This window comes from Williamsia sp. 1138 (assembly GCF_002095435.2).
Taxonomy (GTDB): domain Bacteria; phylum Actinomycetota; class Actinomycetes; order Mycobacteriales; family Mycobacteriaceae; genus Williamsia.
The window spans coordinates 36587-51268 of the sequence record NZ_MJEJ02000048.1 but is presented as its reverse complement, the minus strand read 5'-3'; the positions used below and the strand labels follow the sequence as shown (position 1 = coordinate 51268).

The window sequence follows — 14682 nt, the reverse complement described above, 5'->3', positions numbered from 1 at the left end:
AGGAACACCATGACAACACAATCGGCCGAAGGCAAGGCGACGTCACCGAAGGGTCAGCCCCAGGGTGGCGGCGACTTTCTGCCCGACAAGCCACAGGGCCGCAAGATCAATCTGGGACTCGACCGATTCAGCGGACTGTACGTGTGGGTCGCCATCATCGTACTGTTCGCGATCTGGATCCCCGACCTGTTCCTGACCGAGGGCAACTTCCGTATCATCGCGGGCGATCAGGCCATCACGGCGATGCTCGCCATCGGCCTCATCGTGCCCCTCGCGGCAGGAGTCTTCGACCTTTCGATCGCGGGGGTGATGGGCTTCTCGGTGGCGATGGTCTCGTATCAGCTGTCGCAGGGGATCGCCGCTCCGATCGCCGTCATCACCACCCTGTTGTGCGGTGCCCTCATCGGTGCGGTCAACGGATTCGTGGTGGTCAAGCTCAACGTCGACTCGTTCATCGCGACGTTGGGTATGTCCAGCATCCTGCTGGCAGGTACCTACTTCGTGACAGACGGAAAGCAGATCACCGAGGGCTTCACCGACGGATTCCTGGACATGGGCAGCAAGCCGTTTCTGGGTCTGCCGCTTCCGTTCTTCTACATGATCGCGGTCGCAGCGGTCATGTACGTGGTCCTGGAGAAGACTCCGCTCGGCCGTTACCTCTATGCCACCGGAGGCAATCGGCAGGCAGCTCGCCTCGCCGGACTCCGCGTCGAGCGAATCATGTTCGGCGCCTTGGTCACATCAGCGACGGTTGCGGCATTGACCGGCGTGATCCTGGCCGCCAAGCTCGGTACCGCGGCACCCGACATCGGGCCGTCCTATCTGCTCCCGGCGTTCTCGGCCGTATTCCTCGGTTCCACCCAGATCCGCGCAGGCCGGGTGAACGTTCTCGGTACCCTCATCGCGATCTACCTCCTCGCCACCGGTGTCAAGGGCCTGCAGCTCGCCGGCGCACCGAGCTACGTCAATGACCTCTTCAACGGTCTGGCGCTGATCATCGCCGTCGCGCTCGCTGCGCGGACCGCTCGCCGGGTCTGACTCTTCGTTCACTTCTCGGCCGCTCGGCCACCCTGGAAAGGACACCTGTGAGAAAAACCAGCTGGACAAAGGCGATCGTCGCCGTTGTCTCCGCGAGTCTCTTGGCGACTGCATGCAGCAGTTCGGACAGCGGCGGATCGAGCGAGCCCGCGGATGTGTCGGCGGCCGTTGCTGTCGCGGATCAGTTCCAGGCCGCGCCGACCAACCTGATCCTCGACACTCCGCTGAGCCGTGCCCCGGACACCGGCAAGTTCGTCATCAGTATCGAGACGCCCCAGCCGATCGCGGTCGCGAAAGACGACGCCATCGCGCAGGCGGCGGACGTGCTGGGCTGGCGCTACCAGCGCATCCTGATGGGCACCGATGCCGAGGCCGCACCGAAGGCCATGGACCAGGCCATCGCCCTGAAGCCGGACGCCATCCACATCGCAGGTACCCCGCTCGCGATGCTGAGCAAGCAGATCGAATCCGCCAAGGCGGCAGGCATTCCTGTCATCGCCGACAGTGTGGGCGACGAGCCGGTCCCGGGTGTCATCTCCACCTCCATCGATGGCATCGCCCAGGTGCAGGAGTGGGGCAAGATGGTGGCGAGTCAGGTGGTCGCGGACAGTGACGGCAACGCGAACATCGCCATCTTCACGATCACCGATTACTCGATCCTGAACATCTTCACCGATGCGTTCAAGGCGCAGCTCGAGACCCTGTGCCCTGGGTGCAAGACCCAGATGGTCAATCAGCAGGTCACCGACCTCGGTACCAAGACCCCGCAGAGTGTGGTCAGCACGCTGCAGCGCGACCCCTCCATCAACTGGGCGGTCTTCTCGTTCGGCGACCTCGTCCTCGGTGTCGACGCCGCGTTGCGGGGAGCAGGCCTACAGGACCAGGTCCGGTTCGCCGGACAGAGCCCGTCGCCCGAGAACCTGAAGTCGCTCAAAGACGGTGACGACAGCGTGTGGGTCGGGTTCCCGATCCAGATCATCGGCTGGCGTGTTCTCGACATGCTCGCGCGTCAGTTCAACGGCGACTCCCTGCAACCCGCCGATGACGCCTTCCTGCCGACGCAGTTGTTGAACAAGAACAACATCGACTCCGCAGTACTCGATCCCGACACCGGTTTCTACATCGGTGTGGCCGACTACCAGGAGCAGTTCGAGAAGCTCTGGCTCAAATAGTTTTCCCGACAACAATTTTCGTTCAGTCCACGGCGCTCAAGCCACCCCCCGAGAGGAATCCCAGTGAAGACCACCAGATGGACAAAGGCGTTCGTCGCCGTTGTCGCCGCGAGTATGTTCGCGACAGCGTGTAGCAGCTCCGACGGCGGGGGAAGCGGCCAAGCGGCCGACGTCTCCGGCGCGCAGGCAGTGGCAGACCAGTACGAGGCGGCGCCTGCCGGTCTCGTCCTCGACACCCCACTGAGCAAGGCTCCCGTCGCCGGCAAGTACGTCATCAGCATCGAGACGCCTCAGCCGATCTCGAGTGCCAAGAACGACGCCATCCAGCAGGCGGCCGATCTGCTGGGCTGGCGCTACCAGCGCATCATCATGGGCACCGACGCCGAGGCTGCAGGCAAGGCCATCGACCAGGCGATCGCGCTCAAACCAGATGCCATCCACATGTCCGGCACCCCGCTGTCGATGGTCGCCAAGCAGATCGAATCCGCCAAGGCGGCCGGCATCCCGGTGATCGCCGACAGCGTGTCCGGTGAGCCGATCCCCGGCGTCATCTCGACGTCGCTGGACGGAGACGGGCAGGTGCAGGAGTGGGGCAAGATGGTCGCCAGCCAGGTGGTCGCCGAGTCCGAGGGCAAGGCCAACGTCGCCATCTTCACCATCACCGACTACCCGATCCTGAACATCTTCACCGATGCGTTCACCGCGCAGATGAAGGCTCAGTGCCCCGATTGCAAGGTCGAACTCGTCAACCAGCAGGTCGCCGATCTCGGTACCAAGACCCCGCAGAGTGTCGTCAGTACGCTGCAGCGTGATCCGAACATCAACTACGCGGTGTTCTCCTTCGGAGACCTCGTGCTCGGCGTCGACGCGGCCCTGCGCGGCGCGGGACTGCAGGATCAGGTGACCTTCGCGGGTCAGACCCCCACTCCCGACAACCTGAAGTCGCTCAAAGACGGCGACAACAGCGTGTGGGTTGGATTCCCGGTCCAGATTCTCGGATGGCGTGTCATCGACATGCTGGCCCGCCAGTTCAACGGCGACGACCTCGCTCCGGCAGACGCGGCGTTCCTCCCGACTCAGCTGCTCAACGCGGAGAACATCGACTCCGCCGTCATCGACGCCGACACGGGCTACTGGGTAGGTGTCGCGGACTACCAGGACCAGTTCAAGGCCCTGTGGCTCAAGTAGGAATCAGCACCCCCTGAAATGACACTGCCCGGGCCCGAGCACGACCGCCCGGGCAGTGTCGTCTCAGGCGGCAACCAGATCGGAGTAAGGGTGGAAGTCACTCCAGCGCAACGCATATTGTCCCTATCGCACCTGTCGGCGATCGGCGTGCCGCCACCGCAGTTCATCGAGAACGCCGCCTTCGGTGGTTTCGACGCGGTCGGGCTGCGGGTGGCGCAGACAGCGCAGGACCGCGGGTTTCGGATCTCCGCGGGGTCGTCGCTGCTGCGTGAGACCAAGAGTGCCCTGTCCGCCAACGGGATGCGCGTACTCGATGTCGAGGTGGTCAAGTTGCATCCGGGGAGTTCGCGGACGGATTGGTCGGCGGTGCTCGAGGCGGGGGCGGAACTGAACGCGAGTTTCCTACTGGTGACGGTGCTCGATGACGACTACGCGCGGGCCACCGAGAACTTCGCCGAGCTGGCAGAGCTGGCCGGGGCCCACGGACTTCGAGCCTGTCTGGAGCCCATGATCTTCTCGTCCGTCCGCGACATGAGCGCCGCGGCGAGGTTCGTGGTGGATGCGCGTGGTTCGGATGCGGGCCTTCTGGTGGACGCACTGCACTGGTCTCGCGCAGGCTCACAGTGGTCCGAGCTCGACGCCATCGCCCCCGAATTGCTGCCGTACTGCCAGCTCTGCGATGCACCCACGGACGCACCGGCCGCAGACCACAACACGGCCATCACGGAGGCCCGGACCGATCGCCTCGCGCCGGGAACGGGGGCATTGCCCCTGGTGGAGCTGCTGCGGCGGCTGCCGCAGACGGCCGCGGTCAGTGTGGAGGCGCCCTCGGCCCGGTCCGTCACCGACCCACGTGGGTGGACCGCCGACCTCGGCCGGGCAGCGCGCGAGGTCTTGAGAGCAGCGACCCCGGCACCGAGCCCGGCCTCGTGAAAATCGACGAAAAATGAGAAACTGTAGTCATGACTAAGAAACCCTTCAGGTTCGCTGCCCAGGTCTATCGGGCAAACACCGGACAGGAATGGCGCGACGTCGCGCACAAGGTCGAAGACATGGGCTATTCAGCCCTGCACGTGTCCGATCACTACATCGGGCCGGGCCCCGCACTCGACCCGACCGGGCACCGACCGGTGACCATGGCGCCGATCACGAGCATGGCCGTCGCCGCCGAGGTCACCGACACGTTGAAGGTCGGTTGCCGCATGTTCTGCACCAGCTACCACGAACCGGTGGTGCTGGCGAAAGAGGCTGCGACGCTGGCGATGTTCGCACCAGACCGGATCGAGATCGGGCTTGGCGCAGGCTGGCTCGGCTCTGAATACGACGCGATGGGCATCGACTTCCCGTCGGCAGGTCTGCGAGTGGACCGGCTCGAGGAAACCGTCGAGCTGATCACCCAGTACCTGTCCGGAAGCGAGATCAAGGTCGACGGCACGTTCGTGAAGGCGCACGGCTTCTCGCCATTGCCGGTCCCCGAGATCGCGCCCCCGATCATGATCGGCGGCGGAGCGCGGCGGGTGCTGACGTTGGCAGGCAGAACTGCCGACATCGTCAGCATCAACTTCAACAACCGTTCGGGCGTGCTCGGCTCGGACAGCGTGCTCACCTCGACCGTCGAAGAGACACACAAGAAGTTGGGCTGGGTGCGCGCCGGCGCGGGAGACCGGATGTCCGACATCGAACTCGAGACGGGTGCCTACTTCGTCGCCATCGAGGGTCAGACCGATGTCACCGAAGAAGCCCTGATCGAGCGCACGGGATTCACGCGCGACGAGCTGCGGGCCTTTCCCCACGCGCTCGTAGGATCGGTCGATGACATCTGCGAGCAGCTCGAACAACGTCGCGAAGAGTTCGGCTTCTCCTACTTCACCATCGGTGACCGAGCGTACGAACAATTCGCGCCCATCGTCGGGCGCATGACCGGAAAGTGATGACTCGCATGACATCTGCAGTGGAGAACAAGTTCGTTCACATGGTTGCGCCGGAAGTCGCGGAAACCGTGGTCGAGGCCGAGCCGGAGCCGGCGCCCGACGGTGTGGTGGTCGACATCGGCTTCTGTGGCATCTGCGCCACGGACACCCACGGGTACGCGTCGGCAGCCCTACCTCCTGCGGTCTTCGGCCACGAATGGATGGGCACCGTGACCGCGGTCGGCACCGACGTCACGACGGTGCGCGTCGGCCAGCGCGTGGTCGCCGGTGTGGGACCCGCGTGCGGCGTCTGCGCACAGTGCCGGGCGGGTCACGCGTCGAACTGTGACCTGGCGTTTGCGGAGGCCAACGGCATCACCGACGACGCCCCGGCCCATGGTGGCTTCGCGACCAAGCTGAAAGTGTCTGCTCGCCGGGCGATTCCGGTGCTCGACGAGCTGTCCGATGAGGAAGCGGCGTTGATGGAACCGGCGACGGTGACGTTTCACGCGGTCCGGCGGGCTCAGCTCCGGTTCGGGTCGACCGTCGTGGTCCAAGGCGCGGGACCGATCGGCCTGCTCACCGCGCAACACGCTCGCACCGGCGGTGCGGGCAGACTCATCATCAGTGAACCGTCGGCTCCGCGCCGGGCGGCGGCGACAGCGCTCGGCTTCACCGATGTGGTCGAGCCTGCCGACCTGCCCGGGCTGCTGGCCGAGGCCACGAACGGGCTCGGCGCGGATGTGCTGTTCGAATGCACCGGGGTCGCGGCTCTGCTGCAGCCCTCGGCCGAGCTGGTCAGGCGCGGTGGAACCCTCGCGCTACTCGGTTACCCGGGCACCAATTCGTCCGTCAGCTACGGGGATTGGCAGAGCCGGGAACTGACCGTCATCGGATCGCTCGCGTACTCCCACGAAGACTTCGCCGCCACCATGAGGCTGATCGCGGACGGACGCATCGACGTGAAGTCGCTGCACACCGGCACGATCGGGCTCGGCGATCTGGTGGCGATGTTCCGCGAGCTCGATTCGGGAACCAGCGAACACGCCAAGGTCCTCGTCGACCCCCGCCGCTAGCCCACAAACTGTCCAGAAATACGAAGGCGCTCCACTAATGCGAAGACGCTCCACAAATATGTGGCGCGTCTTCGTAAAGGTGGAGCGTTTGCGGTCAGGCGGGTGCGGGGATCGGGATGGTCTGCCCACTGCCGCAGGTCGCCCCGCCGTCGACGGGTATCGATGCGCCGGTGACAAACGATGCCAACGGTGAAGCCAGGAAGGCGATGACCTCACCGACCTCACGGGCGGTGCCCCACCGTTGTAAAGGGACCATCGACGCGAGCGACTGATACCGCTCCGGCGTGTTCTCCTCGATGCGCTTGGTCATGCCGGTGCTGATCGGACCGGGACAGACGGTGTTGACCCGGATCTTGTCGTTCGCGAGATCGATGGCGAACGATCGCGCCAGATTGACCACACCTGCCTTGGCGGCGGCATAGGGCCAGCGATTGGGTTCACCGCCCATCGCAGTCGCCGATGCGGTGATGACCACCGAACCGCCGCCGTTGCGCCGGAACGCCGGAATCGATTCGCGCACACCGAGCGCCACGGCGCGCAGGTTGACGTTGATCGAGCGGTCGAAGACGTCCATGTCGAGGGTCTCGATCGAGCCGGAGGCCGGTACCCCCGCATTGAGGATCAGGGCATCGAGCCTGCCGAACGACTCTTCGGCGAGTTCGATGGCAGCGCGGTTGTCGACGTCAAAGGTGACATCGCCGACAAAAGGCACAGCGTTTTCGTTGCCCGCCAACCAATCCAGCGACTCCGGGGTCGTATCGAAGGCGACGACCGATCCGCCGCGCTCGAGAATGATCTCGACGGCGGCCCGGCCGATACCGGATGCTGCGCCGGTGACAACAGCAACAATGCCCCTCTCCGTCATTCTAATGGGGCCATCTCGATGATCGCGCGCCCGATGATCTCACCGCGGGCCAGCGCCTGGTAGGCCTCATCGGCCTGATCCAGCGTGTACCGGCGGGTGATGACCCGTTCGGGTTCGACGATCCCGCCCGAGACCAAACGGAGCAAGGCGGGCATGTCGGTGCGGGCCTTGGCGCCGTAGGAACCGTGGATCTCCAGTTTGCGCCTGACCAGGCGGGCCAGGTCGATCTCGCCGACGCTGCCTGCCGGTGCGATACCGACCACCACAGCGCGACCGCCGTCGTCGAGGATGTCCAGCGCGGTGGCGAAGGTGTGCTTGTTACCGAGGGCCTCGAAAGCGACGTCGACCCCGTGGCCGTCGGTGAGGGCCTTCACCTCGGCGACCACGTCGGTGGCGCGGGAGTTGATGGTGTGGGTGGCACCCAGTGCCGCAACGGCTTTCAGTTTCTCGTCGTCGATGTCGATCGCGATGATCTGCGAGACACCCGACGCGACCGCGAACTGCACGATCGACGATCCGACCCCACCGGCGGCGATGACCGCGATCCGGTCACCCAGGACGAGTTCGGCGTTGTTGATCGCGCCGAGGGCAGTGAACGAGCTGCAACCGAGGATCGAGACCTCACCGAGCCCGACTCCCTCGGGAACCTTGAAGGCATCGGATGCCGGCACCACACAGTATTCGGCCAGCCCACCCATGGAGTACATCGCCAACGGAGTGCCGTCGTCACGGCCCAGTCGCGTTTCGCCGTCGTACAGGGTGCCGTTCAGTCTGTTGTGCGCGAAAAACTTCTCGCAGAGATCCTCTTTGCCGCTGACGCAGTGCCTGCAATCGCCGCACGGCATGATGAAGCTACAGACGACGCGGTCGCCGACGGCGACGTTGTCCACGCCTTCTCCGGTCTGCTCGACGACACCGGACACCTCGTGACCGAGTACTGCCGGGACCGGGAACTTCACCTCGGACTTGAGCACGTGCAGGTCGGTGTGGCAGACGCCGCAGGCGGTGACCTTCAGCAGGATCTCGCCGCGCCGCGGCTCGGGCCGTGGGATGTTCTCGATCGTCAACGACGGGCTGGTCCCGTCGAATACTGCAGCCTTCACAACACACTCGCTTTCGAAATGTCGGTCGAGAGTTCTTCGGCGGTCTCGAGCAGCGAGGCCAGCCGGGCCGGCGCATCCGCCCAGTCCTGGGTGGATCGCATCTCGTCCCAGAAGTTTATCTCCACGATGAATTGCTCGGCCCCGGCTTCGACCGCGGTACGGAGGTCGCCGCGAACGCCCTCGATGCCGTGTCCGCCGGATCCGACGGCATCGGTGGGACGTTGCAGGTACGAGCGCAGGAAGAGTCGGACCGGCGCCGCGTCGGTGGCACGTAGACCTGCCATCGTGTCGAGTTGCTGTTGCAAGGCCTCGGCGGTCCCGCTACTGGGGTTCCAGATGTCGAACAATGCTGCGGTGCGGGCCAATCCGGCCGTCGACCGTAATCCGGACAGTAGTGGTGGGTGCGGTTGCTGGAGGGGCTTGGGACGGATGACCGACCGCGGGATGGTGAAGAACTCGCCCGAGAACTCGACCGGGTCAGGCCCCCAGCATGCCTGTACGGCCGTGACCAGTTCACTCATCCGTCGACCACGCGTGCGGGGATCGACGTCCATCTGACCGTGTTCCTCGTCGGACCAGCCGGCCCCGAGGCCCGCGACCAGGCGACCGCCGGACAGTACGTCGAGCGTCGAAAGACGTTGGGCCAGTTCGACCGGGCGGTGGTAGCCGGCGACCAGGATGCTGCTGCCGATCATCGCCTTGTCGGTGCATGCGGCAACGAAAGCCATCAGCTCGGTGGCACCGAGTACCGAACGGTATGCCGGGTGCACGCTGGTGGTGTGCCGTCCGCCGTAGATCGATTCATTCGCCTCGGGGTAGAACAGGTGCTCCTGCACCCACAGGCTTGCGAACCCGAGCTCTTCGGCAGAGGTGGCGAACGCGCGGATCGCCGCGGCGTCGACGTGTTCACCGAGTTGGGGCAGGGTCAGACCGATCTCGACCACTAGAGCACCGTCACAGTTCCGGTGTTGCCGTCGACCTCGATCATCGCACCGTCGGGGATGCGGGCGGTGGCGTCCTGCACCGAGACCGCGCACGGGATTCCCAGCTCGCGGCAGACGATCGACGAGTGTGTGATGGTCGAGCCCACATTGACCACGACACCGCCGGCAAAGACGAACAGGGGCGTCCAGGCCGGATCTGTCTGGGGCGCAATGATGATGTCGCCCTCTTCCAGATGTCCGGCCTCGTAGGGATCGTGCAGGATCCGAGCGCGGCCGCGGCTCACCCCGGGTGCGCCGGAGACACCGGCCAGCGAATCGCCGGGAACAGCGATCTCCGCTTTGTGCTCGGTGCGCTTCGGCCACTGCGACAGCGGGAGTGGCTCGAAGAGGAAGAACGGCGGCTCGAGATCGAAGAGGGCGAGGTACTGCTCGCGCCGCTGCGCGATGGTGTCTTTGAAGGACTCGGGGTCGGCCGCGAAGGCATCGAGCTCATCGGCGAGCAGCATCGTGACGTCGTGGTGATCTTCCATCACGCCGCGAGCGACCATTCGATGCCCCAATTCATAGAGCGCAGTGCGCATCTCGCCCATCACCTTGACGCAGGCGGTCTTGGTGCGCTCGCGCCACGGCATGAACCGCGTGATCGACTTGGCGGCGTCGAGGAAGCTCTGCCGGGTCGCCTCGTCGGGCATCTTGGCGGCGAGTTCTTCGGTCAGGGCGACCCGCTTGGCCTCGTTGCGCTGGCGGATCAGTTCGGGGTTCGACGAGTCGGGGCTCAGCCGCATCCCGTTGATCGCGAGCAGGGCCAGGACGGGCTTGGATTCCCAGCTGTCCGAACGGATGTCCCATTCGTTGGGCGCGCGCGAGCCGTACTTGAAGAGGAAGTCGTCGAAGTCCGTCCGGAACTGTTTGGCATCGGGAGAGCCGCTCGCATCCACGGAGTCGAGCAGGGTGGCCAGTCCGTTGTCGAAGAGCGAGGTCAACTCCTCGGAGCCCGCCACCAGCCGGCCCATGTCCCACAGCGCGAAAGACGGGGCGGCCGAGTCGACGCCACCGAGTCCGCTCAGCAGGTCACCGAGTTTGTCCTCTTCGCCGATCGAGGCCAGCAGGGCGCCTGCGACCGCAGGGCCGACTGTCGAGAGTGTGGTGGTGACCGGATGATAGGCGTAGCAGAAGATCAGGTCGGGGACGAATGAGCGGGCGTGATCGACCAATTGCTGATCACTCAGGGTGCTCAGATCGGGTCGGTTCGCCCGCGCCTGGTCAGCCCGTCGCTTCGTCTCCTCGGCTTCCGGGAACTCGTCGGTGGTCAGCGCCCAGGCACTCTTCTCCGCCAGTCGTGCGGTGAGTTCGGCATTGGCGTGGCCGGGCTTCTCCACATAGTCGGGGAGGTCCGGATGGTCGCCGACCCACAGCCGGTTCCACTCCGGAACGGTCATGCCGGGCAGGCGGGCGCCGTTGAGTTCGGTCGCCGAGAAATTCGTGAAGTGGTATCCACCGAAGTTGCCGAGCGTTTCGGGCATCACCTCGTCGAGCTCGGAGGCCAGATGCGTACCGAGATGCTCGACGTAGCCCTCACGCCACCCGATGTTGAGGCCCTTGTTCCACACGAGGCTGACATTGAGAGGGCTCGACGGGTCCGGCAGCACCTCTCCTGCGTTGGCCCGCGTGTACACGGGGTACCGCTCGCTGTACTCCCAGTCGGTGATCCAGGTGTCGGCGTTCTGCTCGTTCGTCACGAGTCCTCCTCGAGGTGCTGTCGGACTGTATTTCAAGTCACACTATAGAAACATCGGCACAATAGAAACATGTACAGAGATATTGCGCAGCAAGTTGGCGATCTTTTCTCGCGTTCACCGCTTGGCGAGTAACTTGATTATTCATCTAGTAAGTTGTGCTCCAATATGGGAGACTCAGCTCACATCCCCTGTTCTACGCCTCGTCGGCCCGCGAGGCGTCTTTGCCATTCCGCCCTGACTCGCTACCCCGGAGGAACGCCATGTTCTCGAAAGTCCTCGTCGCCAACCGCGGAGAGATCGCGGTTCGCGCCTTTCGCGCAGCCGTCGAGCTGGGAGCATCGACCGTTGCCGTCTTCCCCTATGAGGATCGCAACTCGGCGCACCGGGCGAAAGCCTTCGAGGCTTACCAGATCGGCGAGGTGGGGCATCCGGTCCGCGCGTATCTCTCGGTCGGCGAGATCATCGCGGCGGCGAAACGTTCCGGCGCCGACGCCGTCTACCCGGGGTACGGGTTCCTGTCGGAGAATGCCGGCTTGGCCGCTGCATGCGAGGCCGAGGGCATCGTGTTCGTCGGTCCCTCCGCGCAGATCTTGGAACTGACCGGCGACAAGTCCCAGGCCATCGCCGCCGCTCGCGCCGCGGGACTCCCGGTGCTCGCTTCTTCCGCACCGTCCGACGACGTGGACACCCTGATCGAGGCGGCGGCTCAGATGCGGTTCCCGCTGTTCGTGAAAGCAGTTGCCGGTGGTGGTGGCCGCGGGATGCGCCGCGTCGCCGAGCCAGAGCAACTGCGCGAGTCGATCGAGGCGGCGTCGCGGGAGGCGAAGACCGCGTTCGGCGACGGCACGGTGTTCCTCGAGCAGGCGGTCGTCGATCCTCGCCACATCGAGGTACAGATCCTTGCGGACGCCACGGGCGACGTGATCCATCTGTACGAGCGGGATTGTTCGCTGCAGCGCCGCCATCAGAAGGTGGTCGAGGTCGCGCCCGCCCCGGGGCTGGATCCCGAACTGAGGCAACGAATCTGTGCCGATGCGGTGAAGTTCGCCCGGCACATCGGCTACACCTGCGCCGGCACCGTCGAATTTCTCCTCGATCCGTACGGCAACTACGTGTTCATCGAGATGAACCCGCGGATCCAGGTCGAGCACACCGTGACCGAGGAGATCACCGACGTCGATCTGGTGGGTTCGCAACTGCGGATCGCCTCCGGCGAGACGCTCGCCGACCTGGGCCTGACCCAGGATTCGATCGAAATCCACGGCGCTGCGATGCAATGTCGCATCACCACGGAAGACCCGACCAACGGCTTCCGCCCCGACACCGGCCGGGTGACCGCCTACCGCACCCCCGGTGGGTCCGGCGTGCGCCTCGACGGCAGTGTCGGCGTCGGCTCGGAGATCGGCTCGCACTTCGACTCGATGCTGGTCAAACTCACCTGCCGTGGCCGCGACTTCGCCACCGCCTGCGCGCGGTCCCGGCGTGCGATCGCGGAGTTCCGTGTTCGCGGGGTGGCGACGAACATCCCGTTCCTGCAAGCGGTGTTGGACAATCCCGACTTCCTCGCCTGGAACGTCACGACGACGTTCATCGAAGAGCATCCGGAACTGTTGACCCAGAACGTCTCTGCAGACCGGGGCACCAAGATCCTGCGCTACCTGGCCGACATCACGGTGAACCGGCCCCACGGGGAACGGCCCACGTCGGTCTACGCCACCGACAAGCTGCCCGACGTCGACCTGACGTCCCGGCCCGAACCCGGGTCGCGGGATCGACTGCTCCGACTCGGTCCCGCCGGGTTCGCGGCCGACCTCCGTGCCGCATCAGCATTGGCCGTCACCGACACCACCTTCCGGGACGCTCATCAGTCGTTGCTGGCGACCCGGGTGCGCACCCGCGACCTGGTCACCGTGGCGCCGCACGTCGCACGCATGACCCCGCAACTGTTGTCCGTCGAGGCCTGGGGCGGAGCAACGTACGACGTGGCCTTGCGCTTCCTGCACGAGGACCCGTGGGAACGTCTGGCCGCGTTGCGCGCCGCGATGCCGAACATCTGCCTGCAGATGTTGCTGCGCGGCCGCAATACAGTCGGTTACACGGCATACCCGGACGAGGTCACCCACGCGTTCGTCCGCGAGGCCACCGACACCGGCGTCGACATCTTCCGAATCTTCGACGCGCTCAACAACATCGATCAGATGCGTACGGCCATCGACGCGGTCCGGGAGACCGGGACGGCCATCGCAGAGGTCGCCATCTCGTACACCGGCGACCTCGCCGACCCGCGCGAGACGCTGTACACCCTGGACTACTACCTACGCCTGGCGGAACAGATGGTCGAGGCCGGTGCGCATGTCCTGGCCATCAAGGACATGGCAGGCCTGCTGCGTCCCGCAGCGGCGGCAACGCTGGTCACCGCACTACGCTCGAACTTCGATCTGCCGGTCCACCTACACACCCACGACACGCCGGGTGGTCAGCTCGCGACCTACTACGCGGCCTGGCAGGCGGGCGTCGACGCGGTCGATGGCGCCAGTGCCGCACTGGCCGGCACCACCAGCCAGCCCGCGCTGTCGGCGATCGTCGCAGCGACCGACCACACCGACCGGGCCACCGGGCTGGACCTGGCCGCCGTCTGCGACCTCGAACCGTACTGGGAAGCAGTGCGATCGGCGTACGCGCCGTTCGAGTCAGGACTTCCGGCGCCCACCGGTCGGGTCTACACCCACGAGATCCCGGGTGGCCAGTTGTCCAATCTGCGGCAGCAGGCCGACGCGCTCGGATTGGCGCACCGCTTCGAAGACATCGAGGCCGCGTACGCAGGCGCCGACCGGATCCTGGGCCGGTTGATCAAGGTGACCCCGTCGTCGAAGGTCGTCGGAGATCTCGCGCTGTCGCTGGTCGGTGCGGATGCCACGGCGGCAGACTTCGAGGCCGACCCCGCGGGCTATGACATCCCGGCGTCGGTGATCGACTTCCTACGTGGAGATCTGGGCGAGCCCGCCGGTGGCTGGCCCGAACCGCTGCGCTCGCGTGCGCTGGCGGGCCGCGCCGAGCCGCGGGCGATCGTCCCGCTGACCGAGGCGGACACCACCGCACTCGGCGCCGGCTCGCGCGAGCGGCGAGAGGCGTTGAACCGGTTGTTGTTCCCGGGGCCGACCGCCGAGTTCGAGTCGCACCGCGACAGCTACGGTGACACCTCGCAGTTGTCTACCAACCAGTACTTCTACGGTCTTCGGCAGGACGAGGAGCATCGGGTGCAGCTCGAAAAGGGCGTGGAACTGCTCATCGGTCTCGAGGCGATCTCCGACCCGGACGCGAACGGGATGCGCAACGTCTTGTGCATCCTCAACGGACAGCTGCGCCCGGTACAGATTCGCGACCGAAGCATCGAGACGACCACACGTTCGGCTGAGAAGGCCGACCGTAACGACCCCGGACATCTACCGGCGCCGTTCACCGGTGTGGTGACGCTGTCGGTGAAAGAGGGGGACAACGTTGCTCAGGGGGAGTCGGTCGGTTCGATCGAGGCGATGAAGATGGAAGCGACCATCACCGCCACCAAAGCCGGTGTGGTGACCAGGGTCCCGATCAGCCGGGGCGCACAGGTCGACGGTGGAGACCTGTTGCTCGTCGTCGGCTAGATC

General features: G+C 65.5%; 11 protein-coding genes. 7 read left to right on the top strand and 4 right to left on the bottom strand.

Annotation, left to right across the window (positions count from 1 at the left end; genetic code table 11):
* Positions 1 to 9: 9 nt before the first annotated feature.
* The 6 genes from BH683_RS18700 (at position 10) to BH683_RS18675 (ending at position 6384) form a co-directional block, all read left to right on the top strand.
* Positions 10 to 1038, top strand: coding sequence for an ABC transporter permease (locus tag BH683_RS18700; RefSeq protein WP_084837789.1), 1029 nt, complete (start codon positions 10 to 12; stop codon positions 1036 to 1038).
* A 47-nt stretch (positions 1039 to 1085) separates the two neighbouring features.
* Entirely contained in the window at positions 1086 to 2210 is a 1125-nt protein-coding gene (locus BH683_RS18695; protein ID WP_168187078.1) for a substrate-binding domain-containing protein, read from the top strand.
* Between the two features lie 63 nt (positions 2211 to 2273).
* Entirely contained in the window at positions 2274 to 3398 is a 1125-nt protein-coding gene (locus tag BH683_RS18690; RefSeq protein WP_084837787.1) for a substrate-binding domain-containing protein, read from the top strand.
* A 90-nt stretch (positions 3399 to 3488) separates the two neighbouring features.
* Positions 3489 to 4331: a sugar phosphate isomerase/epimerase gene (locus BH683_RS18685; RefSeq protein ID WP_246833457.1), complete on the top strand. Its 843-nt coding sequence runs from the start codon at positions 3489 to 3491 to the stop codon at positions 4329 to 4331.
* A gap of 29 nt (positions 4332 to 4360) precedes the next feature.
* Positions 4361 to 5329, top strand: coding sequence for a TIGR03621 family F420-dependent LLM class oxidoreductase (locus BH683_RS18680; protein ID WP_084837785.1), 969 nt, complete (start codon positions 4361 to 4363; stop codon positions 5327 to 5329).
* An 8-nt stretch (positions 5330 to 5337) separates the two neighbouring features.
* Positions 5338 to 6384 (top strand): zinc-binding dehydrogenase, encoded by a 1047-nt coding sequence (locus BH683_RS18675; protein WP_084837954.1) that lies wholly within the window; start codon positions 5338 to 5340, stop codon positions 6382 to 6384.
* A gap of 94 nt (positions 6385 to 6478) precedes the next feature.
* On the opposite strand, the gene BH683_RS18670 is transcribed toward BH683_RS18675, so the two are convergent.
* From BH683_RS18670 to BH683_RS18655, 4 genes are read right to left on the bottom strand one after another with little or no spacing between them, the layout of a single operon-like run.
* Positions 6479 to 7249: an SDR family NAD(P)-dependent oxidoreductase gene (locus tag BH683_RS18670; protein ID WP_084837784.1), complete on the bottom strand. Its 771-nt coding sequence runs from the start codon at positions 7247 to 7249 to the stop codon at positions 6479 to 6481.
* The gene (locus BH683_RS18665; protein ID WP_084837783.1) at positions 7246 to 8352 is read right to left on the bottom strand and encodes a zinc-binding dehydrogenase; all 1107 of its coding nucleotides are present in this window, start codon (positions 8350 to 8352) and stop codon (positions 7246 to 7248) included. Before BH683_RS18665 ends, BH683_RS18670 begins: the two co-directional genes overlap by 4 nt.
* Positions 8349 to 9296, bottom strand: a complete 948-nt coding sequence (locus BH683_RS18660) for a TIGR03619 family F420-dependent LLM class oxidoreductase (RefSeq protein WP_084837782.1) — start codon at positions 9294 to 9296, stop codon at positions 8349 to 8351. Before BH683_RS18660 ends, BH683_RS18665 begins: the two co-directional genes overlap by 4 nt.
* Positions 9296 to 11035: a PEP-utilizing enzyme gene (locus BH683_RS18655; protein WP_084837781.1), complete on the bottom strand. Its 1740-nt coding sequence runs from the start codon at positions 11033 to 11035 to the stop codon at positions 9296 to 9298. The genes BH683_RS18660 and BH683_RS18655 overlap by 1 nt, the downstream gene beginning before the upstream one ends.
* 260 nt (positions 11036 to 11295) lie before the next feature.
* On the opposite strand from BH683_RS18655, the gene BH683_RS18650 reads away from it, so the two are divergent.
* On the top strand, positions 11296 to 14679 hold the full coding sequence (locus tag BH683_RS18650; RefSeq protein ID WP_084837780.1) for a pyruvate carboxylase: 3384 nt from the start codon (positions 11296 to 11298) through the stop codon (positions 14677 to 14679).
* The last annotated feature ends 3 nt before the right edge of the window (positions 14680 to 14682 follow it).